Below are 20,418 nucleotides of genomic sequence, written 5' to 3' on the forward strand. Positions count from 1 at the left end.
GCCCGGCGGCATCGGCACCTTCGAGGAGTTGTTCGAGGTCTGGACCTGGCGGCACCTCGACTACCACCGTCATCCTGTCGGCCTGCTCGATGCCGGCGGCTACTACAGCCGCCTGCTCGACTTCCTGGCGCATGCCCAGCGAGAAGGCTTTCTCAGCGAGTCGCAAACAAGCATGCTCTTTACCGGTGACGACGTGGATGCCATGCTCGATGCGCTGTATGCCGCACGCGCGACAGGCGCCAAGCAGCCACCGCTGGACCGCATTTGACCCGCACAAGCCGGCCCGGCCGGCTCACCCTGCCACCGCAAATAATCAGACGGCGGACTCGTCAGTCTCGCCGGTGCGGATGCGCACCACCTGGTCGACCTGCGTGACGAAGATCTTGCCGTCGCCGATCTTGCCGGTCTTCGCGGCCTTCACGATGGCCTCTATGCAGCGATCGACGTCCGCATCCTTGATCACCACCTCGACCTTGACCTTCGGCAGGAAGTCGACCACGTACTCGGCACCGCGATAGAGCTCGGTGTGGCCCTTCTGGCGGCCAAAGCCCTTGACTTCCGTGACCGTGAGGCCGGAGACACCGACATCGGCCAGGGCCTCGCGCACCTCTTCGAGCTTGAACGGCTTGATGATCGCGGTGATTTGTTTCATGGGGCCTCCGTACCTGGCGTGTCGACTGTCTCGGATTTAAGCACGGAACTTCGAGGTGATGGGATAGCGCCAGTCCCTGCCGAAGGCGCGGTGCGTGATGCGAATGCCGATCGGCGCCTGGCGCCGCTTGTACTCGTTGATCTTGATCAGCCGCGTCACGCGCTCGACGTCGGCGGGCGCAAATCCGGCCGCCACGATCTCGGCGATGCTCTGATCCTCTTCCATGTAGCGCGCCAGGATGGCGTCCAGCACCTCATACGGCGGCAAGCTGTCCTGGTCCTTCTGATCGGGCCGGAGTTCAGCCGACGGTGGCCGCGTGATGATGCGCTCCGGGATCACCGGGCCCACGCTGCCGTCGGCGCGCAAGCTGGGTTGCTGGTTCTTCCATTCGGCCAGCCGGTACACCAGCGTCTTGGCCACGTCCTTGATGACGGCAAAACCACCGGCCATGTCGCCGTACAGCGTGCAGTAACCGGTGGCCATCTCACTCTTGTTGCCGGTGGTCAGCACGATCGCGCCGAACTTGTTCGACAGCGCCATCAACAGCGTGCCGCGCACGCGCGCCTGGATGTTCTCCTCGGTGGCGTCCTCGGGCCAGCCATCGAACTCATGCGCCAGACTGGTGCGGAAGGCCTCGAACATCGGCGTGATCGACATCTCGTCGTAGCGCACGCCCAGGCGCTGCGCCATGTCACGGGCGTCCAGCCAGGAGATGTCTGCGGTGTAGGGCGATGGCATCATCACCGCACGTACCCGGTTCGCACCCAACGCATCGACCGCGATGGCCAGCACCAACGCCGAATCAATGCCGCCCGACAATCCAATGATCACGCCGGGAAAGCCGTTCTTGTCGATATAGTCCCGCACGCCAGTGACCAGCGCGCTCCAGGCTTGCGCCTCGAAACTCGGCACCGGATGCAGTTCACCGCCGATGCGGCCGTCGGCCTGCAGGTCGACCAGCACCAGCGCCTCCTCGAAACTCGGCCCGCGCACGGCCACCGTGCCCTGGGCATCGACCGCAAACGATGCACCATCGAACACCACTTCATCCTGCCCACCGCTCAGGTGCGAAAAGACCAGCGGCAAGCCGGTGTCGCGCACGCGCTCGACCATGCGCGCTTCACGCTCACCGGCCTTGTCGAGGTGAAACGGCGATGCATTCAGCACGCACAGCACCTCGGCCCCGGCCGTGCGCGCCAGTCGCGCCGGCTCGTCGAACCAGGCGTCTTCGCAGATCAGCACGCCAAAACGCCGGCCGCCGGCCTCGAACACCACCGCGCCATGCCCGGCATCGCGACCTGAGGCAAAGTAGCGGCGTTCGTCGAACACTTGGTAGTTCGGCAGATCACGCTTGCAATACGTGGCACGCACCTTGCCGCCGCCCAGCACCGACGCGGCATTGAAGCGCTGTTGCACCACCACCGAGCGCGAGCGCATGTCGCCGCGTTCGCCAAATTGATGCGGATGACCGACCAGCACTTGCAGATCCGGATAGACCGCCAGGCGCATCGCCAGATCCGTCAGCGCTTGTGCACAGGCCTGCATGAACGCTGGTCGCAGCAAGAGGTCTTCGGGCGGATACCCTGTGAGCGCGAGTTCCGGCGCAATCAACACACAGGCCCCGGCTGCATGGGCCTTGGCCGCAGCCTCGAGAATGCGGCGCGAATTGCCGGCCAGGTCGCCCACCGTCGCGTTGATCTGCGCCAGGGCAATCCTGACCGAGGAAGGAGTGGACATAGGTGAAAGACGCGGAGCGCTTGGCAGTGTCGGCAGATGTTATCCGTGTCCATGACGACCCGGGCCAGATCGATGCCCGGGCCTGGAATGCGCTGCTGGCCCAGCAGGCGCAGCCCACGCCCTTCATGCAGCATGACTACCTGCTGGCGCTGCATCGTTCGGGCAGCGCGGTACCCAAGACCGGCTGGCTGCCGCAGTTCATCACGCTGCACCGTGGCGACACCTTGATCGCCGCCGCGCCGGCCTACCTGAAGAGCCACTCCTACGGCGAGTACGTGTTCGACTGGGCCTGGGCCGATGCCTACCAGCGCCACGGCCTGGACTACTACCCCAAGCTACTGGTCGCCGTGCCGTTCACGCCGGTACCCGGGTCCCGCCTGCTGGCCATCGACGCCGCCGCGCGCGTGCGCCTGGCCGCCGCAGTGCAGGCCCACGCCAGGCGTGTCGAAGCATCGTCGCTGCATCTGCTGTTTCACGACGAGGCCGATGCAGACGCCGCGCGCAGCCAGCACTGGATGGCGCGGCAGGGCATCCAGTTCCACTGGACGGCCGATGCCTCTGCGCCCACCACGCGCTTCGAAGACCTGCTCGCGGCGATGCAGCACAACAAGCGCAAGAAAATCCATCAGGAACGGCGCAAGGTGCTGGATGCCGGTGTGCACTTCACCGTGCACGAGGGGCCGGCCATCGACCAGCGGCTGTGGGACTTCTTCCACCACTGCTATCGCCTGACCTACCGGGCGCACCACTCCTCGCCCTACCTGACGCGCGAGTTCTTTGCCCACATGGCGCAGGCCATGCCAACGAACTGGGTGATGTTCGCCGCGCATCGCGCTGGGGAGGTCATCGGTTGTTCGCTGATCGCCGTGGACCCGGACAGTCGCCAAGCCTTTGGCCGCTATTGGGGCTGCACCGACTACATCCCCTGCCTGCACTTCGAAGCCTGCTACTACCAGCCCCTGCAGTGGTGCATTGCCCACGGCTACCGCAGTTTCGAGGGCGGCGCCCAGGGCGAACACAAGATGGCCCGGGGCCTGCTGCCGGCCGGCACGCAGTCGGCCCACTGGCTGGCGCACCCGCAGTTCGCGCAGGCAGTGCAGGACTTCCTAGCGCGTGAAGCGCACGGCATCGCGGCCTATGCCGATGAGCTGCATGAGCACAGCCCGTTCAAGGCCACGGGCAGCGAGTGCTGACGCCCGCCGCCAGGTGCAACGCTCAGGCCTTGCGCTCTGCCGCCCAGCGCGCCATGCCGGTGCTGACCTCTTCGCGCGCCTCGTCAGTGCCGACCCAGCCTTCCACCTTGACCCACTTGCCGGGCTCAAGATCCTTGTAGTGCTCGAAGAAATGCTGGATCGTCTTCAGCCGCAGCGGGTTCAGGTCTTCCGGCTTCTGCCATTGCGTGTAGATCGACAGGATCTTGTCGATCGGCACCGCCAGCAGCTTGTTGTCGCCGCCGGCTTCGTCGGTCATCCTCAACATGCCCAGCGGCCGGCAGGTGACCACCACGCCCGGAATCAGCGGCACCGGCGTGATCACCAGCACATCAACCGGATCACCATCATCGGCCAGCGTCTGCGGGATGTAGCCGTAGTTGCACGGGTAGTGCATCGCAGTGCCCATGAAGCGATCCACGAACAGTGCGCCCGAGGCTTCATCGACCTCGTACTTGATCGGATCCGCGTTCATCGGGATCTCGATGATCACGTTGAATTCCTGGGGCGCCTTGGCGCCGGGGGTCACGTTGTGCAGACTCATGGCAGTAGTTCGATGCTCAGGGGGAAACCCGCATTCTACGGAGCCCGCTTGCCCTGCCCTGACATCCATGGCCCCGAAAGTTACCGCAGGAAAACACGGAGCCGCAGCGCAGCATCATCCCGTAGCATGCCCGGGCGACCCCACCCGCGGCCTGCGCGGCGCAAGGCAAATACGGCGGCGCACCACCCACAGGGCATTGTTCGAGGAAGGAGATACCTTGATTTCGACCACCATGGCGCTCTATGTGGCGCTGGCGTGCGGCCTTGCGGCCGTGCTGTACGGATTCATCCAGCGCAGCTGGATCTTGCGCCAGGATGCGGGCAATGCCCGCATGCAGGAAATCGCGGGCGCCGTGCAACAAGGGGCTGCCGCGTACCTCGCGCGGCAGTACAAGACCATCGCGATCGTTGGCGTGGTGCTCGCTGTGCTGATCGGCTTCTTCCTTGACGGCAAGACCGCCGTCGGCTTCGTGCTCGGCGCCGTGTTGTCGGGTGCTTGCGGCTTCATCGGCATGAACGTGTCGGTCAAAGCCAACGTGCGCACCGCGCAGGCCGCCACCAAGGGCATCGGCCCGGCGCTCGATGTCGCCTTCAAGGGCGGCGCCATCACCGGCATGCTGGTGGTCGGCCTGGGCCTGCTGGGCGTGGGCATCTTCTACTGGTTCATCACCGGCAACGGCAACCTGACGCCGGACAAGAACATCTCCACCGTGCTGAAGCCGCTGCTGGGCTTTGCCTTCGGCTCGTCGCTGATCTCGATCTTCGCGCGGCTGGGTGGTGGCATCTTCACCAAGGGCGCTGACGTCGGTGCCGACCTGGTCGGCAAGGTCGAAGCCGGCATTCCGGAAGACGACCCGCGCAACCCGGCGGTGATTGCAGACAACGTGGGCGACAACGTCGGCGACTGCGCCGGCATGGCGGCCGACCTGTTCGAGACCTATGCGGTGACGCTGATCGCCACCATGGCGCTCGGCGCACTGATGGTCACGCGGGCACCGGTCGAGGCGGTGATCTACCCGCTGCTGCTGGGCGGCGTCTCGATCATCGCGTCGATCATCGGCTGCTACTTCGTCAAGGCCTCGCCGGGCATGAAGAACGTGATGCCGGCGTTGTACAAGGGCCTGGCCGTCGCCGGCGTGCTGTCGCTGATCGCCTTCTACTTCGTCACCACCAAGGTGATGCCGGCCGACGCGCTGGGCGACGGCACGCAGATGAAGCTGTTCGGCGCTTGCGCCGTGGGTTTGGTGCTGACGGCGGCGCTGGTGTGGATCACCGAGTACTACACCGGCACGCAGTACGCGCCGGTGAAGCACATCGCGGAAGCCTCAACCACCGGCCACGGCACGAACATCATCGCCGGTCTCGGCGTGTCGATGCGCTCGACCGCCTGGCCGGTGATCATGGTCTGCATCGCGATCCTGGTGTCCTACCACCTGGCGGGTCTTTACGGCATCGCCATCGCGGCGACGTCTATGCTCAGCATGGCCGGCATCGTCGTCGCATTGGACGCCTACGGCCCGATCACCGACAACGCCGGCGGCATTGCCGAGATGGCCGAGTTGCCCAAGTCGGTGCGCGACGTCACCGACCCGCTGGACGCCGTCGGCAATACCACGAAGGCAGTGACCAAGGGCTACGCCATCGGCTCGGCCGGTCTGGCCGCACTGGTGCTGTTTGCCGACTACACCCACTCGCTGTCCGCCCGCGGCATCCATGTCAGCTTCGACCTGAGCGACCCGAAGGTCATCGTCGGCCTGTTCATCGGCGGCCTGATCCCCTACCTCTTCGGTGCGATGGCGATGGAAGCGGTCGGCCGTGCGGCCGGCTCGGTGGTGGTGGAAGTGCGCAAGCAGTTCGCCGACGGCGCCATCATGGCTGGCACGCGCAAGCCGGACTACAGCGCGGCCGTCGACATGCTGACCAGCGCAGCGATCAAGGAAATGATCGTGCCCTCGCTTTTGCCGGTCGTGGTGCCGATCATCGTCGGCATGACGCTGGGCGCCTCAGCTCTCGGTGGTCTGCTGATGGGCACTATCGTCACCGGGCTGTTCGTAGCGATCTCGATGTGCACCGGCGGCGGCGCCTGGGACAACGCCAAGAAGTACATCGAAGACGGCCACTTCGGCGGCAAGGGCAGCGAGACGCACAAGGCGGCCGTGACCGGCGACACCGTGGGCGATCCGTACAAGGACACCGCCGGCCCGGCCGTCAACCCGCTGATCAAGATCATCAACATCGTCGCGCTGCTGATCGTGCCGCTGCTGCCGATCAGCGCGGCCACCAGTGGTGGATCGATGAAGCACGACGCATCGGCCGCAGCGGTGGTCGCGCCAGCCGCCTCCGCGGTGGCCCCACCAGCGCCGGCTGCGATGCCGGCCTCTGCCGCGTCGAACTGAGCGCGCGGCAACTACGCTTCGTCGCGAAGCAAGGGCCAGCCCGGTGGGCTGGCCCTTTGTGTTTCGACGCGGCCCGAAGGCTCAGGCGCGGATGTCGAGCAGCGTGCCGAGCATCTCCTGCTCGGTTTTGAAGGTCTGCATGTTGGCCTTGAAGGCATACAGCGCCACACGCTCCTCGACCATGTTCTTCGCCAGGCCGCCATCGCCGACGTCCTCTGGCTGCGTGGTTCCGAAGCGGGCGACATGGCTGGCCGCGGCACCCAGGCGCTGCACCGCGGATGTCATGCCGCCCAGCGCGATCGAGGAAATCGAGTTCAGTGCCATACGCAGCTTATCGGCACTGCCGCCTCAGAACTTGAGGCCTGCGTCAGCATCGGACGCAGAAAAGGAAAAAGCCCGCCGAGGAGACCCGGGCGGGCTTTTCTTTCAAACATTGGTCGGGGTGGCGGGATTCGAACTCGCGACCCCTTGCACCCCATGCAAGTGCGCTACCAGGCTGCGCTACACCCCGACGAAGCTGCGCATTATAGCCTGCGCTTGGGGCGCTCAGACCAGCAGCAGTTCGCGAATCGACAACAACTCGGCGCGCAGTTGCGAAGACTCCATCTCCAGTACCTCGGGCAGCGGCATCGGCACAGCCACTCCAGGCTCGGCATCCAGGTCAATCTCGTCGATCATCATCGCGACATCACCCGGCGCGACCTGGCCATCATGCCCGCGCGTGCTGAGTTGCAGGTCGGTGAGCTGGTTGCGTGCACCGCTGATCGTGAAGCCCTGGTCGTAGAGCAATTCGCGGATGCGGCGGATCAGCAGCACCTCGTGGTGCTGGTAGTAGCGCCGGTTGCCCCGGCGCTTCATCGGCTTGAGCTGCGTGAACTCCTGTTCCCAGTAGCGCAGCACGTACGGCTTCACGCCGCACAAGTCACTCACCTCACCGATCGTGAAGTAGCGCTTGGCCGGAATGGCGGGAAGCGGTTTCTCCATTGAAATCAACGGGGTGTGCGAGAAAAGTTAGACTTTACTCGAACTCCTCGCCGATCGGCGTGTCGCCCTGAACAATCGCTTTGAGCTTGTGACTTGCATGAAACGTCACAACGTTGCGCGCCTTGATCGGTATCGCCTCGCCGGTGCGCGGATTACGGCCAGGCCGCGGCGCCTTGCGCCGGATGTTGAAGTTGCCGAAGCCGGAGAGCTTCACGTCGTCGCCATTGACCAGCGTGTGGTGCACCAGTTCGAAGAAGGCTTCGACCATGTCCTTGGACTCGCGCTTGTTCAGCCCGAGCCGCTCGAACAGCAGTTCAGCCAGCTCGGCCTTGGTCAGCGTCGGTGTCTCCAGCGACGGCAGGATCACGCGATCGAGAGTCGGATCCTCAGGGCTCATGCGGTGTTGTCGCTCGTCGGTCTCGTGAGAGTGGGTCTTGATCAGCTGCGCAGCCGGGCACCGGTGGCCTGCGCGGCACGGGCCACGGCGGCCTGCAGCACGGTGTCGATGCGTTCATCGGTCCAGGTGGCTTCCGGATCCAGCAACTCCAGCCGTACCGCCATGCTGCGCTCACCGGCCGCCATCTCGGTACCCCCTGCCTGGGGCTTGTAGACATCGAACAAGGTGGCACTGCGCACGTAGCCGGACGGATCCTGGCGCAGCGCCTGAATCAGCGCGTCATGCGTCGCCGCCTCGGGCACCACCAGCGCCAGATCACGCCAGGCGGGTTGATGGCGCGCAATCGGCTCGGCCCGCGGCAGATCGCGCTCGAGCACTGCGGCCAGGTCAAGTTCGAACAGCACCGGCGCTTGCGGCAATTCATAGGCCTGGCGCCAGCGCGGGTGCAGTTCGCCGATCACGCCGATGTCGCGGCCCTGCAGCAGCACGCGCGCGCTGCGCCCTGGGTGCAATGCCGGGTGGCTGGTGGGCTCGAAGTTCAGTGTGTACGGCGCCAGCAAGGCCTCCATATCGCCTTTCAGGTCGAAGAAGTCGACCGGGCGCTCCTTGCTGCCCCATTGCGTCGGCACCGCCGGGCCATAGGCCAGCCCCCCCACCCGCTGCGGCTGAGCCACGCCGGCGACCGTGCTGTCGCTGGCCTGGACCGACGGGTCCCGGCGCGACACGCGCCCGAGCTCGAACACCCGCACCCGCGTGGCCTTGCGCGTCAGGTTGTAGCGCAGCACCTGCACCAGGCTGCCGATCAGGCTGGAGCGCATCACCGCCAAGGGCGCGGCGATCGGATTCAGCACACGGATCGGGTCGTCGTTGCCGGCCAGTTCGTTTTCCCAGCGTGTTTCGACAAAGCTGAAGTTGATCGTTTCCTGGTAGTCCAGCGCCGCCAGTGCATGCCGCACCGCATTGCCGTTGCGACGCGCCTCGATCAATTCGCGCGCCGTCACCGGCGCCAGCGGCGGCGATGGCGGCAGCTGGTCGTAGCCGATCACGCGCACCACTTCTTCGATCAGATCCTCTTCGATCGTCAGGTCGAAGCGCCAGCTCGGCGGCGTCACCGTCAGAACGCCAGGTGCTTCGCTGAAAGGCAGTTCCAGGCGAGTGAACACCGAGGCGCATTGCGCCTGCGTCACCGGCATGCCGATCACCTTGCCGGCGCGCGCCACGCGCATGCTCACCGGTGCGGGCTGCGGCAGCTTGACCTGCTGGTCGTCCATCGGCCCGGCCTCGCCGCCGCAGATGTCGATGATCAGCCGCGTGATGTGCTCGATGTGCTCGACCGTCTGCGCCGGGTCGACACCGCGTTCGAAGCGGTGCCCGGCATCAGTGGAGAAGTTGTAGCGGCGTGAACGGCCGGCGATGGCTTCGGGCCACCAGAACGCCGCTTCGACGTAGACGTGCCGGGTGTCGTGCGACACGGCGGTGGCGTCGCCGCCCATGATGCCGGCCAGCGACTCCACGGCCTGGGCGTCGGCGATCACGCCGACCTGGTCGTCCAGCTCCACCGTGTTGCCGTTCAGCAGCTTCAACGTCTCGCCGCTGCGGCCCCAGCGCACCACCAGCCCGTCATGGATCTTGTCCAGATCGAAGATGTGCGAGGGCCGGCCATACTCGAACATCACGTAGTTCGAGATATCGACCAACGCGGTCACCGAACGCTGGCCGCAACGGGCCAGGCGGTCGACCATCCAGGCCGGCGTCTTGGCTTGGGTGTTGACGTTGTGCACGATGCGGCCGGAAAAGCGGCCACACAGTTCCGGCGCCTCGATGCGCACCGGCAGCTTGGCGTCGTGGCGCGGCGCCACCGGCGAGAAGCTGGGTGCCTTCAACGGTACGCCGGTCAGCGCCGAGACTTCGCGCGCGATGCCGTAGACCGAGAGACAGTGGCCCAGGTTCGGCGTGAGCTTCAGCGTGAACAGCGTGTCGTCCAGCTTCAGCAGTTCGCGCACGCTGGCACCCAATGGCGCATCGGCAGCGAGTTCGAGCAAGCCGCCATGGTCGTCGCTGAGCTTCAGCTCGCGCGCCGAGCACAGCATGCCGAAGCTCTCGACACCGCGCAGCTTGCCGGTCTTGATCTCGAAGGCCTGGCCGTTGTCATCCGGTGGCAGGCTGGCGCCGACGAGGGCCAGCGGCACACGGATGCCGACGCGGGCGTTCGGCGCGCCGCAGACGATCTGCAGCGGCCCGTCCTTCGAAAACCGTCCCGCGTCGACACGGCACACCCGCAGCCGATCGGCGTTAGGGTGCTGCTCGGCTTCGACGATCTCGCCAACGACGACACCCGTGAAAGGCGGCGCGACCGGGCGCAGCTCTTCGACCTCCATGCCGGACATCGTCAGCAGGTCGGCCAGCGCCTGGGTATCGAGCGGGGGGTTGCAGAACTCGCGCAACCAGGATTCAGGGAATTGCATGGTCTCTTGAACTCGTGGCGGTCACTTGAACTGCAACAGAAAGCGCAGATCGCCGTCGAAGAATAGGCGCAGGTCGTTCACGCCATAGCGCAGCATCGTCAGGCGGTCCGGACCCATGCCGAAGGCAAAGCCGATGTAGCGCTCAGGGTCCAGCCCAAAGTTGCGCACCACGTTCGGGTGTACCTGCCCGGAACCGGCCACCTCCAGCCACTTGCCTTTGAGCGGCCCGCTGGAGAACGCAATGTCGATCTCGGCCGAAGGCTCGGTGAATGGGAAGAACGACGGCCGAAAGCGCAGTTGCAGGTCGTCGCTCTCGAAGAAGCGACGGCAGAAGTCGGTGAACACCGCCTTCAGGTCCTTGAAGCTGACGTTCTCGCCGATCCACAGGCCTTCGCACTGGTGGAACATCGGCGAGTGCGTCGCATCGCTGTCGACACGGTAGGTGCGGCCCGGCGCAATGACGCGGATCTCGGGCATCGTGCCGCCCTGTGCCATCAGATCGGCATAACGTGCCGCATGAGCGCGGGCATAACGCACCTGCATCGGCGAGGTGTGCGGGCGCAGGTTCAGCCAGCGACCCTCCTCGTCCTTCATGTCGACGTAGAAAGTGTCTTGCATCGAACGCGCCGGATGGTTCTCGGGGTTGTTCAACGCCGTGAAGCTCATCCAGTCGGTTTCGATCTCGGGGCCTTCGGCGACATCGAAGCCCATCGAGCCGAAGATCGCTTCGATGCGCTCCATCGTGCGCGAAACCGGGTGCAAGCCGCCGCCGCCACGCCGGCGGCCCGGCAGCGTGACGTCCAGCGCCTCCGCCTTCAACTGCGCTTCGAGTTCGGCCTCGGCCAGCGCCTGGCGACGGGCTTGCAGCGCCGCTTCGATGCGCTGCTTGGTCTGGTTGATGTCGGCGCCGCGGGTCTTCTTGGCTTCGGCCGACAGCGCGGCCAGGCCTTTGAGCAGTTCGGTCACATGACCGGCCTTGCCCAGATAGCGTGCCTTGGCGTTTTCCAGCTCGGCCGGCGTCGGCGCAGCGGCGAAAGCGTCGCTGGCACTGGCCACCAGTTGATCGAGGTCGTTCATCGTGATCAGAGAAAAGAAAAAGGCCGTCCCCGAAGGTGACGGCCTTGAAAGCTTGCCGCCCGACCGCATCGCCCTTTCAGGGCATGCAGCAGGCAAAAATCAAGCGAGTTGGGCCTTCACCTTGTCGACGATGCTGCCAAAAGCAGCCGGGTCGTTGACAGCCAGTTCGGCCAGCATCTTGCGATCGATGTCGATCGAAGCCTTTTTCAGGCCGGCCATGAACTTGCTGTAGGTCAGGCCCAGACCGCGCGAAGCGGCGTTGATACGGGCGATCCACAGCTGGCGGAAGACGCGCTTGCGGGTACGGCGATCACGGTAGGCGTATTGCCCGGCCTTCATCACCGCCTGCTTGGCGACACGGTAGACGTTCTTGCGGCGACCGCGGTAACCCTTGGCAAGAGCCAGGATCTTCTTGTGGCGAGCGCGGGCGGTTACACCACGTTTGACGCGAGGCATGAGTAGCTCCTTCTAGTCCGTCAGTTGATCACAGGCCGGCGAATGGCAACATTTGCGCCATGTGGCCCATGTTGGTCTCGTGCACGGCGACCGAGCCACGCAGGTGGCGCTTGCGCGTGGTGGACTTCTTCGTGAGGATGTGGCGCTTGAACGCCTGACCGCGCTTGACGGTACCACCCGGACGGACGCGGAACCGCTTGGCCGCGCTCTTCTTGGTCTTCATCTTGGGCATGACTGCTCCTTCTAGATTGCCTCTCGCAGGCGGCCAGGGCGGATGCCACGGCACTTGTACTGCCTGCAAGCGGCTTTTCTTCCAATCGCCCCGGTGACCAGACCGAGGCGCGGAAACTTCAAACTGTTCTAACCGATCACTGCTTCTTCTTAGGGGCCAGCACCATGATCATCTGGCGCCCCTCGAGCTTGGGCATGTGCTCGACCATCGCCACATCGGCCAGTTCGTCGCGGATGCGTTCCAGCAGTCGCATGCCGATGTCCTGGTGCGTGATCTCGCGGCCCCGGAAGCGCAGCGTGACCTTGCCCTTGTCGCCGTCTTCGGCGATGAATCGCCGCAGATTGCGCATCTTGATGTTGTAGTCGCCTTCGTCCGTGCCCGGACGAAACTTGACTTCCTTGATCTCGATGACCTTTTGCTTGGACTTGGCCTCAGCGGCCTTCTTCTGCTCCAGGTACTTGAACTTGCCATAGTCCATCAGCCGGCAAACCGGCGGATCGGCGGTGGGCGCAATTTCAACCAGATCGACATCAGCCTCGCCGGACAGCCGCAAGGCCTCCGTGATGCTGACGATGCCCAAGGGCTCGTTGTTGACCCCGTTCAAGCGCACGGTGGGCGCCATGATCTCGCGGTTGAGCCGATGCTTGCGCTCGACATTGGGCATCCGGCGATCGAGAAATGTAGCGATGGTGCAAACCCCTTAACGACCCCAAGGCAAGCAATAGGCCAGCGAAAAACAATGCGCGCGCTACGAGGCGACGGTCATGCCTTGCGGGTGATGTCCTCGGCGAGCTTTCGGCAGAAGTCGTCGATGGGCATCACGCCAAGGTCAAGATTGCCCCGAGCGCGCACGGCAACGGCCCCGCTTGCCTTCTCCTTGTCGCCTGCGACAAGGATGTACGGGACCTTTTGCAATGAATGCTCGCGGATTTTATACGTGATCTTCTCGTTCCGCAAATCCGTCTGAACTCTAACTCCTTGTTTTTGAAGTGTTTTCGCGACTTCAGCAACATAGTCGGCCTGGTGGTCGGTGATGCTCATGATGACCACCTGCACCGGCGCCAGCCAGGCCGGTAGCGCACCGGCATGCTGCTCGATCAGGATGCCGATGAAACGCTCGAGGCTGCCGACGATCGCCCGGTGCAGCATCACCGGGTGCGCGCGGCCGCTGGTGTCCGTCACGTACTCGCCGCCCAGGCGCTCGGCCGTGTTGTAGTCCACCTGCATCGTGCCGCATTGCCACTGCCGGCCGAGCGCGTCCTTGAGCGTGTACTCGATCTTCGGGCCGTAGAACGCGCCCTCGCCCGGCGAGACGACGAAGTCGCAACCGGAACGGCGTAGCGCTTCCATCACCGCGAACTCGGCCTTGTCCCAGAAGGCATCGGAGCCGACGCGGTTGTCCGGCCGCGTCGCCACCTTGTAGATGATGTCGCTGAAGCCGAAGTCGGCGTAGACCTTGCGCAGCAAGGCCGTGTAGGCCACGCACTCGTCGAGGATCTGGTCTTCGGTACAGAAGATGTGGCCATCGTCCTGCGTGAAACCGCGCACCCGCATGATGCCGTGCAGCGCGCCGCTGGGCTCGTTGCGGTGGCACTGGCCGAACTCGCCGTAACGCAGCGGCAGGTCGCGGTAGCTGCGCATGTGCGAGTTGAAGATCAGCACGTGGCCGGGGCAGTTCATCGGCTTCAGCGCGTATTCGCGCTTCTCCGACTCGGTCGTGAACATGTTCTCGCGGTAGTTGCCCCAGTGGCCCGTCTTCTCCCACAGGCTCTTGTCCAGCACCTGCGGGCCCTTGACTTCCTGGTAGCCGTTGTCGCGGTAGACCGCACGCATGTACTGCTCGACCTGCTGCCAGACCGTCCAGCCCTTGGGGTGCCAGAACACCATGCCCGGCGCCGTTTCCTCCATGTGGAAGAGGTCCAGTTCGCGGCCGAGCTTGCGGTGATCGCGCTTCTCGGCTTCTTCCAGCATGCGCAGGTAGCCCTGCAGTTCGTCCTTGCTGGCCCAGGCCGTGCCATAGATGCGCTGCAGCTGTTCGTTGGCCTGGTCGCCGCGCCAGTAGGCACCGGCCACCTTCATCAGCTTGAAGTGCTTGAGCTTGCCCGTGCTCGGCACGTGCGGGCCGCGGCAGAGGTCTTCGAACTTGCCTTCGCGGTACAGCGACACATCCTCGTTGGCGGGGATGCTGGCGATGATCTCGGCCTTGTAATGCTCGCCCAGGCCCTTGAAGTAGGCCACCGCCTCATCCCGCGGCAGCACGCGGCGCACCACGGGCTCGTCCTTCTTCGCCAGTTCGCCCATGCGCGCCTCGATGGCCGCCAGGTCTTCCGGCGTGAACGGCCGTTTGTACGCGAAGTCGTAATAAAAGCCGTTGTCGATGACCGGGCCGATCGTCACCTGCGCCTCGGGAAACAACTCCTTCACCGCATAGGCCAGCAGGTGGGCCGTCGAGTGGCGGATCATTTCCAGCCCGGCGGGGTCCTTGTCCGTGACGATGGCCAGCTTCTCGTCGGCCTCGATGCGGTAGCTCGTGTCGACCAGTTTGGCTGCATCACCCTCGCCGACGCGACCGCCGAGTGCGGCTTTCGCCAGGCCGGCGCCGATGGAGGCCGCCACTTCGGCGACCGTGACGGCTTCAGCGAATTCGCGTTGGGAGCCGTCGGGCAACGTGATCTTGATCATGGGAGTCTTTCTGAAACGAACAACAAAAAAGCGCGGTGGGTGACCGCGCTTGGAGTGTTCGAAGGGGAAAAGCGAACAGGCGTGACAGCGCGGCCGGCTAAGCAGCAGGGGCGAACGGCGTAGTCCGCGGTGTCATAACCATGATGCCTTTCTCGCTCTTGTTAGGGAAATTCATGAAGGGATCCGCGACGGGATCGGAGGCCGAAATTGTAGACCAGGCGGCTTCTAGAAAGGCAGCAGGCTGACATCGGCCGTGCGCTCGACCAGCCACACGCCTGCCAGCAGTACCGCCGCGCTGGAGCCGGCCACCATCACGCCCGGCACGTACAGCCGCTGGCGGCGCAGCAGGAACAGCACCGGCACAACCAGAAACACCATCGCCAGTTGTCCCAGCTCCAGCCCCAGGTTGAACTGCAGCAGCGCCCAGCCGAAGGCAGCGGTGGGCAGTTGCAGTTCACCGAGCACGCCGGCAAATCCGAAGCCGTGGATCAGCCCGAAGAAGAAGGTCACCCAGCCCCGGCGCCGACCGATGAGCGGCTTGATGTTGTCCAGCGCCGCCAACATGATCGTCACCGCAATCGCCGGCTCGACGAAGGACGGAGACAGTTGGACCCAACCCAGCGCCGCGAGAGCCAGCGTCACCGAATGCGCCAGGGTGAACAGCGTGACGGTGGTGGCCACCGGCAGCAAGGCGCCGCGCCAGCTGTCGACCGCGCGCCACACGCCCTGTTCTCGCCGTAGCACCGCCGGCAGCAACAGGCACAGCAAGAACAGCAGGTGGTCGTAGCCGGTGACGATGTGGTGAATGCCCTCGCGCAGGAACGAGGGCAGTGGCGCGGCGACGGCAGCGCCGCCGGACGCAACCGCACTCGGCGGCGCAGCTTGCGGATCCAGCAGCCGCACCGCGCCGCTGCCATCGAGCCGTGTGAAGCGCAGGATGCCACGGTGCGTCGGGTCGATGTCGGCGAACAACCGGTACTGCAGCACTGTGTGCTCGCCGATCTGGCAGGGCGCCGTCAACTGCAGCACTGCATAGGCGCCATCGTTGCGACGCTCCAGCGCGTGGCCGTCCACCTGGAAGCGACAGCCAGGCACTGACAGCGCCACCAGCGCCAAGGCATCGATCGCCTCCCAGGCTGCACGCAGCTCGCCCCAGGTGAGCTGGCGGTCACCATCCGCATCAAGGGGCAGCGCGGCGTCGAGGTCGCGCAACGCGATGTCCCAACGCAGGCTCGTGATGCCAGCCGTCGACGCCATGAACAGGTAGGCATCGCTGGACTTGTGCGCCTGCGCCGGACCCGCCAACAGCAAGGCGACGCAGCACAGCGCGGCGCGCGCCCAGGCCTTACAGCGCGTCCAGGCGTGCATCACGCAGCCCCATGGTGCGGGCCAGTTGCCTGGCCTCGTTGCGCGCGCCGTCGTCCTTGGCCGCTGCGGCGCAGCGGGCCAGCAGCAAGACATCCAGCGGCTCGCGCTGGTGTTCGACATTGCGGCGGGCCACGCGCAGCGCGGCGGCCGGGTCCCGCTCGATCTCCAGCGCCATCATCGCGCGCTCGCGTTCATGGCCCGAGCTTTCGGTGCGCTGGTCGGCCAACGCAAATCGCTCGCGCAGTTCGGCCTGCAGCACCGTCGCTTGCGCCATGCCGGCGCGCTGCGCCGCGATCGCCAGCCGCAACATGACCGGGTCGGTGCGCACCTGCGGCTGCAGGACCCGCCAGGCCTCGCGCGGGCGCTGGTTGTCGAGCAGGAAATCGGCATAGCCGATGCTGGTGTAGCTGTCCGGCACGGCCTGCAGCGCCCGGCGCCAGGCCTGCTCGGAGGCTTGCACGCGGCCCGCGCGCTGCTCCAGTTCGGCCAGCGTGGTCAACAACCAGCCGCGGATCGAAGCGTCCGCCGCCGCGGCGATCAGCGCCTGCAATTGGCGCCGCGCCGCATCGTGCTCGCCGCGCAGGGCCAGGTTCTCGACCACGCAGCCATCGGCATAGGGCTGCGCCCGCAGGCTCAGCAGCGCCCGGCAAGCCGCGTCGGAATCGGCGTAGCGGCCCCGAACGCGGTGCATCGTCGCCAGCACCAGCCAGGCCTGGGCCTGGCGCGGGTCGCGCTGCACCAGTGCCTGCAGGCGGGCCGTGGCGCGGTCGAACTGGTGCAGGTACTGCTCGGCGCTGGCCAGCAGCAGCAGCACCTCGGCCGGCGCCTGCGGATCCTGGCTCCAGCGCGCCAGGCGGGCCAGCGCACGGCCGGCCAGGCGCGGGTCGCCTTCCTTGCGGCTGGCATCGAGCAAGGCCTGCGCCTCGCGCAGCGCAAGGGCTGGTTCGCTGCTGTTGCTGTTGCGGACCGACACCGCCGGCAGGCGTTCGATGACTTCGTCGTCGCGCGTGGGCGTGATCGGCACCGCGCTGGCCCGGCAGGCCAGCAGTCCGATCAGCAGCGCAACCGCCATGTGTCGCATCTTGGACTCCCTCGACAAGATCACGCCCTTGACCCGCGCATTGTGCGCACGGCCAAGGGCGTACTTCAGCCCGCGTTCACAGCGCTGCGGGTTCCGCGGTGTCGCTTTGCGGCAGGGTCACCCTGTTCAGGTCGATCGGCTCGCGCGTCTCGCTGCTGTTGGTCGACAAGGTCTTCAGGTAGGCCACCAGTCCGTCGGTCGACTGTGTCGCCGAATCCGGCACCGCCGCCAGCGGATCCGGTGGTGCCGGCGCGGGCGGCGGCGGGGCCGGCATCGGCGCATCGTCGTCACCACCACCGAAGCAGCCGCTCATCAGCGCCACGGCTGCCAGTGCAAAGCTCAGGGAAAGGGTCTTTTTCATCTCCGTGCTCCTCACCTGGCGCCAGGCGCCGGGGTCGTCAGGTACGGGAAGGCCGGCAGCAGCGGCACCACAGCCTGGTCCACCGCATCGTGCAGCTTCAGCGAAGTGGCGCCCAGCGGCACGTTGGACGGCTTGCAGTCGGCGCCCAGCGCCAGCGTATTGCCGTCGCCATTGAGCATGCACAGCCCACCCATCACGGCGACCAGCGAGATATCGACCACGTCGTCCTTGGGCCGGCGACCGTTCGGGAAGCCTGCCAGGTCACCGCCGGCCACACCCAGCCGATGCTGGGTGGCCTCGGCGGTTGGCGTGATCGACGTGTTCAGGCGCAGCATCTCTGCCCCCACGACGTTGGCCGGTTGGTTCACGCCCTTGATGCCGGTGAGGAAGGCCGTCACCAGGTCGGTGCGCGGGATGTTCTTCGGCGCCGTGCCCGGCAGCGCCAGCGCAATTTCCAGCAGCGCCGGCAGGGTCGGGTTCGTCACATAGTCTGCAAACTGAGCGTCGTCCTTGGGCTTGCTGCTGTTGAAGCGGTCCTTGTCGGGCAGGCCGATCACCACCTCGTTGACCAGGGGCATGCCCAGCCGCGACACCTGCGTCCAAGCACCACCCGGCACGCCGGTGGTCTGGTGGCCCTTGGGTGGCGCTGGGTTCAGCAGCAGGCCCTGGCGCAGGCTGGCGGTGGTCCAGCCGCCGATCACCGGCTCGCTGCCCTGGGTCAGGCAGCTCTTGTGCACTTCCAGCGCCAGCGTCGTGACGCTGGCATCGTCGATGGTGTTGGGCACCGCGTTGATCAGCGCCGGATCGGTGATCACCGCCACCGGCGCGTTGACCAGGTCGAAGATCGTGCCCAAATTGACTGCGAAGGCTTCCTTGCGCTGGCCGACGAACAGCTTGGCCGGCTGCGTGCAGCCGGGGATGTTCACCGCATAGATGTGCTTGGCGGCGTAGCCCGCATAGTCGGGAATCGTCTTGGTGCCGATGTTGTCGACCGGCTTGTTGAAGCTGGCGCTGCCGCCGGCGGCGTTGGTGATGGCTGTGCGGGTGCCGCTGCGCCGGTCACCGCGCACGATGTCGACCGTGTAGGTCTCGTTGACATTCAGCGTCGCGGCATTCGGCTCGCTGACGCCGCCGGCCTGGATCAGCGGGATCGCGACGTTCTTGCCGCCAATCGGCAGGCTGATGCCCTTCAGCGTGTTCTTGAAGCGGAACTGGAAGCTCAGGTCTTCCTTCGCGTCGCCGTTGTTGTCGATGTGGATCTCGTACAGCGCGTTCGGATCCATCTGGAAGTAGTTCGGGCCACCGTAAGGCGCCTGCAAGGGCTGGTAGTTGGCGATCAGCGTCACGTAGCCCGTGCGGCCGGGCTCATAGCTGGAGAACATGTAGAAGTCGGTGCCGTCCACCTTGGGCTGGCTGGTGATGAACGGCGCCTCGCGGTGGCTGGAGGCTTGCGCGGGGGCCAGCGCGGCGCCGGTCAGTGCGGCCAGCACGGCGGCGGTGAGGGGCAGCAGGCGCTGCGCCGGAGATGGGGACTTGGTCATGGGGTCATCCTCGAAGCTGGGGTTCGGTCCGCCCGGTGTTGTGCATGCATCGGGTTGCGGGACATCCGGCAGTCGCCTCCGGGTGTCTGCGGGGCTGATACGCAGCCCTAGCCGAATCGGATGCGTTGCCGTGAACCGGACAACGCCCAGTGCCGCGCCAGTCAGCTCAGCGGCAAGGCGTCGATCGAGGATTGGGTGGCCAGCTGTTCGAACTCGTCGGCCAGTTGCCGGCTGTGCGCCAGCGCGCTGCGCCAGGCGCGCATGCGGCCTTCGGCATCGGTGCCGTAGGCCTTGAAGTCGCTGCGGTCGGGCAGCTTGCCGTTCGGCAGCGTCTTCACCCACTCGGGGTGGGGGGCCAGCACCACGACGTTGGCCAGGCGCTCGCTGGCCCGGTGGCGGTGCTTCAGCGCCTTGTCCAGCCAGCCGGGCACCAGGTGGCGCTGGAAGTGCGGGTAGAGCACCAGGCCATCGGCCATCGACGCGTAGTCCAGGTGCAGGTGGTAGTCGGTGATGCCGCCGTCCCAGTAGGCACCGCGGGGCGCACCGGGAATGTCGTGCACGGCCGCCAGCAGGAACGGGATCGAGCAGCTGGCCAGCACCGCCGGCGACAGGTTGTCGGGCGTCAGCGGCACTTGGTGCGTGCGGTAGTCGTGCAAGTGGAAGGGCAGCGGCTCGCGCTGATCGGAAAAGATCACGCGCTGCAGCCAGCCGCCCATCGCCCGCCGGCTGACCAGGTTGGTGGTGAAGGCACCCAGGTAGCCCAGCGGCGTGCGCACGCGTCCTTCACGCTTTAGCAATCCGCGTCCCAGGCTGGTGAACACATGCAGCCGGTAGCGCGCATGGCCCAGCGCCTGCGCCTCGTGGCCTTCGAAGTGCTCACGCAGTCGGGCACCGAAGATCTCGGACATCTGCTTGGCCAGCGTGCCGCGCCCCGGCACCGAGTCGTAACGCTGCTCGATGTAGTCGGTGGCCAGGCGCTGCAGTGCGGCGGCCGGATCGTCCAGCGTCGCGCAGACCATGCGCCAGGCGCCGATCGAGGCGCCGACCAGGTGCACCGTGTGCGTGGTGTCCGCCAGCCAGCGGCCGAACAGCAGTTGGTCCAGCGGGTTCAGCACCAGGCCCTTGGGCCCACCCGCCGCGCCGGCGATCACGCGCACATCCTCGGGCTGCAGGCCGCGCTCGCGCAGGCGTTGTCGCGCGCGGGCGCCGGCGTGGATCTGCAGGGCTTGCATGGG

The 20,418-nt window shown here is 66.0% G+C and carries 20 protein-coding genes and 1 tRNA gene; 3 read left to right on the forward strand and 18 right to left on the reverse strand.

The window, feature by feature from the left end:
• On the forward strand, positions 1–268 hold a 268-nt coding region (locus VLK61_RS23150), incomplete at its 5' end, for an LOG family protein (protein WP_325424392.1).
• A 45-nt stretch (positions 269–313) separates the two neighbouring features.
• Here the strand turns inward: VLK61_RS23150 and VLK61_RS23155 are convergent.
• Positions 314–652, reverse strand: coding sequence for a P-II family nitrogen regulator (locus VLK61_RS23155; protein ID WP_325424393.1), 339 nt, complete (start codon positions 650–652; stop codon positions 314–316).
• A 36-nt stretch (positions 653–688) separates the two neighbouring features.
• Positions 689–2,389 (reverse strand): NAD+ synthase, encoded by a 1,701-nt coding sequence (locus VLK61_RS23160; RefSeq protein ID WP_325424395.1) that lies wholly within the window; start codon positions 2,387–2,389, stop codon positions 689–691.
• Between the two features lie 26 nt (positions 2,390–2,415).
• Between VLK61_RS23160 and VLK61_RS23165 the strand changes: the two genes are divergently transcribed.
• On the forward strand, positions 2,416–3,582 hold the full coding sequence (locus tag VLK61_RS23165) for a GNAT family N-acetyltransferase (protein WP_325424397.1): 1,167 nt from the start codon (positions 2,416–2,418) through the stop codon (positions 3,580–3,582).
• Positions 3,583–3,604: 22 nt separating this feature from the next.
• Here VLK61_RS23165 and ppa read toward each other — a convergent pair whose 3' ends face one another.
• The gene (gene ppa, locus VLK61_RS23170; protein WP_325424399.1) at positions 3,605–4,144 is read right to left on the reverse strand and encodes an inorganic diphosphatase; all 540 of its coding nucleotides are present in this window, start codon (positions 4,142–4,144) and stop codon (positions 3,605–3,607) included.
• Positions 4,145–4,376: 232 nt separating this feature from the next.
• On the opposite strand from ppa, the gene VLK61_RS23175 reads away from it, so the two are divergent.
• Complete coding sequence (locus VLK61_RS23175) at positions 4,377–6,539, forward strand: sodium-translocating pyrophosphatase (RefSeq protein ID WP_325424444.1); 2,163 nt, start codon at positions 4,377–4,379, stop codon at positions 6,537–6,539.
• 81 nt (positions 6,540–6,620) lie between these two features.
• Here the strand turns inward: VLK61_RS23175 and VLK61_RS23180 are convergent, their stop codons facing one another.
• The 15 genes from VLK61_RS23180 to VLK61_RS23250 all read right to left on the reverse strand — a co-directional run bounded on the left by VLK61_RS23180 (position 6,621) and on the right by VLK61_RS23250 (position 20,415).
• On the reverse strand, positions 6,621–6,863 hold the full coding sequence (locus tag VLK61_RS23180; protein WP_325424401.1) for a hypothetical protein: 243 nt from the start codon (positions 6,861–6,863) through the stop codon (positions 6,621–6,623).
• Between the two features lie 110 nt (positions 6,864–6,973).
• Positions 6,974–7,050: transfer RNA gene (locus VLK61_RS23185), tRNA-Pro, on the reverse strand.
• A 35-nt stretch (positions 7,051–7,085) separates the two neighbouring features.
• Positions 7,086–7,523 (reverse strand): MerR family transcriptional regulator, encoded by a 438-nt coding sequence (locus VLK61_RS23190; protein ID WP_325424403.1) that lies wholly within the window; start codon positions 7,521–7,523, stop codon positions 7,086–7,088.
• A 34-nt stretch (positions 7,524–7,557) separates the two neighbouring features.
• Positions 7,558–7,920 carry an integration host factor subunit alpha gene (locus VLK61_RS23195; protein ID WP_325424405.1) on the reverse strand — a complete coding sequence of 121 codons (363 nt, stop codon included), beginning with the start codon at positions 7,918–7,920 and terminating at the stop codon, positions 7,558–7,560.
• 41 nt (positions 7,921–7,961) lie between these two features.
• Positions 7,962–10,385, reverse strand: coding sequence for a phenylalanine--tRNA ligase subunit beta (pheT, locus tag VLK61_RS23200; protein ID WP_325424407.1), 2,424 nt, complete (start codon positions 10,383–10,385; stop codon positions 7,962–7,964).
• A gap of 21 nt (positions 10,386–10,406) precedes the next feature.
• Positions 10,407–11,462 carry a phenylalanine--tRNA ligase subunit alpha gene (gene pheS / locus VLK61_RS23205; RefSeq protein WP_325424409.1) on the reverse strand — a complete coding sequence of 352 codons (1,056 nt, stop codon included), beginning with the start codon at positions 11,460–11,462 and terminating at the stop codon, positions 10,407–10,409.
• A gap of 99 nt (positions 11,463–11,561) precedes the next feature.
• Positions 11,562–11,918, reverse strand: coding sequence for a 50S ribosomal protein L20 (rplT, locus tag VLK61_RS23210; RefSeq protein ID WP_325424410.1), 357 nt, complete (start codon positions 11,916–11,918; stop codon positions 11,562–11,564).
• A 28-nt stretch (positions 11,919–11,946) separates the two neighbouring features.
• The gene (rpmI, locus tag VLK61_RS23215; RefSeq protein WP_325424412.1) at positions 11,947–12,150 is read right to left on the reverse strand and encodes a 50S ribosomal protein L35; all 204 of its coding nucleotides are present in this window, start codon (positions 12,148–12,150) and stop codon (positions 11,947–11,949) included.
• A 136-nt stretch (positions 12,151–12,286) separates the two neighbouring features.
• The gene (gene infC, locus VLK61_RS23220) at positions 12,287–12,814 is read right to left on the reverse strand and encodes a translation initiation factor IF-3 (RefSeq protein ID WP_325424414.1); all 528 of its coding nucleotides are present in this window, start codon (positions 12,812–12,814) and stop codon (positions 12,287–12,289) included.
• Between the two features lie 98 nt (positions 12,815–12,912).
• A complete protein-coding gene (thrS, locus tag VLK61_RS23225) occupies positions 12,913–14,832 on the reverse strand; it encodes a threonine--tRNA ligase (RefSeq protein WP_325424416.1) in 1,920 nt (639 codons plus the stop codon).
• Positions 14,833–15,057: 225 nt separating this feature from the next.
• Positions 15,058–16,200: a HupE/UreJ family protein gene (locus VLK61_RS23230; RefSeq protein ID WP_325424418.1), complete on the reverse strand. Its 1,143-nt coding sequence runs from the start codon at positions 16,198–16,200 to the stop codon at positions 15,058–15,060.
• Positions 16,178–17,272 carry a hypothetical protein gene (locus tag VLK61_RS23235; RefSeq protein ID WP_325424420.1) on the reverse strand — a complete coding sequence of 365 codons (1,095 nt, stop codon included), beginning with the start codon at positions 17,270–17,272 and terminating at the stop codon, positions 16,178–16,180. Before VLK61_RS23235 ends, VLK61_RS23230 begins: the two co-directional genes overlap by 23 nt.
• A gap of 85 nt (positions 17,273–17,357) precedes the next feature.
• Positions 17,358–17,642, reverse strand: coding sequence for a hypothetical protein (locus VLK61_RS23240; RefSeq protein ID WP_325424422.1), 285 nt, complete (start codon positions 17,640–17,642; stop codon positions 17,358–17,360).
• Positions 17,643–17,653: 11 nt separating this feature from the next.
• The gene (locus VLK61_RS23245) at positions 17,654–19,183 is read right to left on the reverse strand and encodes a DUF4331 domain-containing protein (RefSeq protein ID WP_325424424.1); all 1,530 of its coding nucleotides are present in this window, start codon (positions 19,181–19,183) and stop codon (positions 17,654–17,656) included.
• Between the two features lie 161 nt (positions 19,184–19,344).
• A complete protein-coding gene (locus VLK61_RS23250; RefSeq protein ID WP_325424426.1) occupies positions 19,345–20,415 on the reverse strand; it encodes a patatin-like phospholipase family protein in 1,071 nt (356 codons plus the stop codon).
• Positions 20,416–20,418 lie beyond the last annotated feature (3 nt).

The sequence above is a fragment of the Aquabacterium sp. genome (genome assembly GCF_035476535.1).
Lineage (GTDB): Bacteria > Pseudomonadota > Gammaproteobacteria > Burkholderiales > Burkholderiaceae_C > Pseudaquabacterium.

What these genes read in the sequence shown, in the direction of transcription:
- VLK61_RS23155 (WP_325424393.1), bottom strand. Translation starts at nt 652, where the DNA reads ATGAAACAAATCACCGCGATCATCAAGCCGTTCAAGCTCGAAGAGGTG.
- VLK61_RS23160 (WP_325424395.1), bottom strand. Translation starts at nt 2,389, where the DNA reads ATGTCCACTCCTTCCTCGGTCAGGATTGCCCTGGCGCAGATCAACGCG.
- ppa (WP_325424399.1), bottom strand. Translation starts at nt 4,144, where the DNA reads ATGAGTCTGCACAACGTGACCCCCGGCGCCAAGGCGCCCCAGGAATTC.
- VLK61_RS23175 (WP_325424444.1), top strand. Translation starts at nt 4,377, where the DNA reads ATGGCGCTCTATGTGGCGCTGGCGTGCGGCCTTGCGGCCGTGCTGTAC.
- VLK61_RS23180 (WP_325424401.1), bottom strand. Translation starts at nt 6,863, where the DNA reads ATGGCACTGAACTCGATTTCCTCGATCGCGCTGGGCGGCATGACATCC.
- VLK61_RS23190 (WP_325424403.1), bottom strand. Translation starts at nt 7,523, where the DNA reads ATGGAGAAACCGCTTCCCGCCATTCCGGCCAAGCGCTACTTCACGATC.
- VLK61_RS23195 (WP_325424405.1), bottom strand. Translation starts at nt 7,920, where the DNA reads ATGAGCCCTGAGGATCCGACTCTCGATCGCGTGATCCTGCCGTCGCTG.
- pheT (WP_325424407.1), bottom strand. Translation starts at nt 10,385, where the DNA reads ATGCAATTCCCTGAATCCTGGTTGCGCGAGTTCTGCAACCCCCCGCTC.
- pheS (WP_325424409.1), bottom strand. Translation starts at nt 11,462, where the DNA reads ATGAACGACCTCGATCAACTGGTGGCCAGTGCCAGCGACGCTTTCGCC.
- rplT (WP_325424410.1), bottom strand. Translation starts at nt 11,918, where the DNA reads ATGCCTCGCGTCAAACGTGGTGTAACCGCCCGCGCTCGCCACAAGAAG.
- rpmI (WP_325424412.1), bottom strand. Translation starts at nt 12,150, where the DNA reads ATGCCCAAGATGAAGACCAAGAAGAGCGCGGCCAAGCGGTTCCGCGTC.
- infC (WP_325424414.1), bottom strand. Translation starts at nt 12,814, where the DNA reads ATGCCCAATGTCGAGCGCAAGCATCGGCTCAACCGCGAGATCATGGCG.
- thrS (WP_325424416.1), bottom strand. Translation starts at nt 14,832, where the DNA reads ATGATCAAGATCACGTTGCCCGACGGCTCCCAACGCGAATTCGCTGAA.
- VLK61_RS23230 (WP_325424418.1), bottom strand. Translation starts at nt 16,200, where the DNA reads ATGCACGCCTGGACGCGCTGTAAGGCCTGGGCGCGCGCCGCGCTGTGC.
- VLK61_RS23235 (WP_325424420.1), bottom strand. Translation starts at nt 17,272, where the DNA reads ATGGCGGTTGCGCTGCTGATCGGACTGCTGGCCTGCCGGGCCAGCGCG.
- VLK61_RS23240 (WP_325424422.1), bottom strand. Translation starts at nt 17,642, where the DNA reads ATGAAAAAGACCCTTTCCCTGAGCTTTGCACTGGCAGCCGTGGCGCTG.
- VLK61_RS23245 (WP_325424424.1), bottom strand. Translation starts at nt 19,183, where the DNA reads ATGACCAAGTCCCCATCTCCGGCGCAGCGCCTGCTGCCCCTCACCGCC.
- VLK61_RS23250 (WP_325424426.1), bottom strand. Translation starts at nt 20,415, where the DNA reads ATGCAAGCCCTGCAGATCCACGCCGGCGCCCGCGCGCGACAACGCCTG.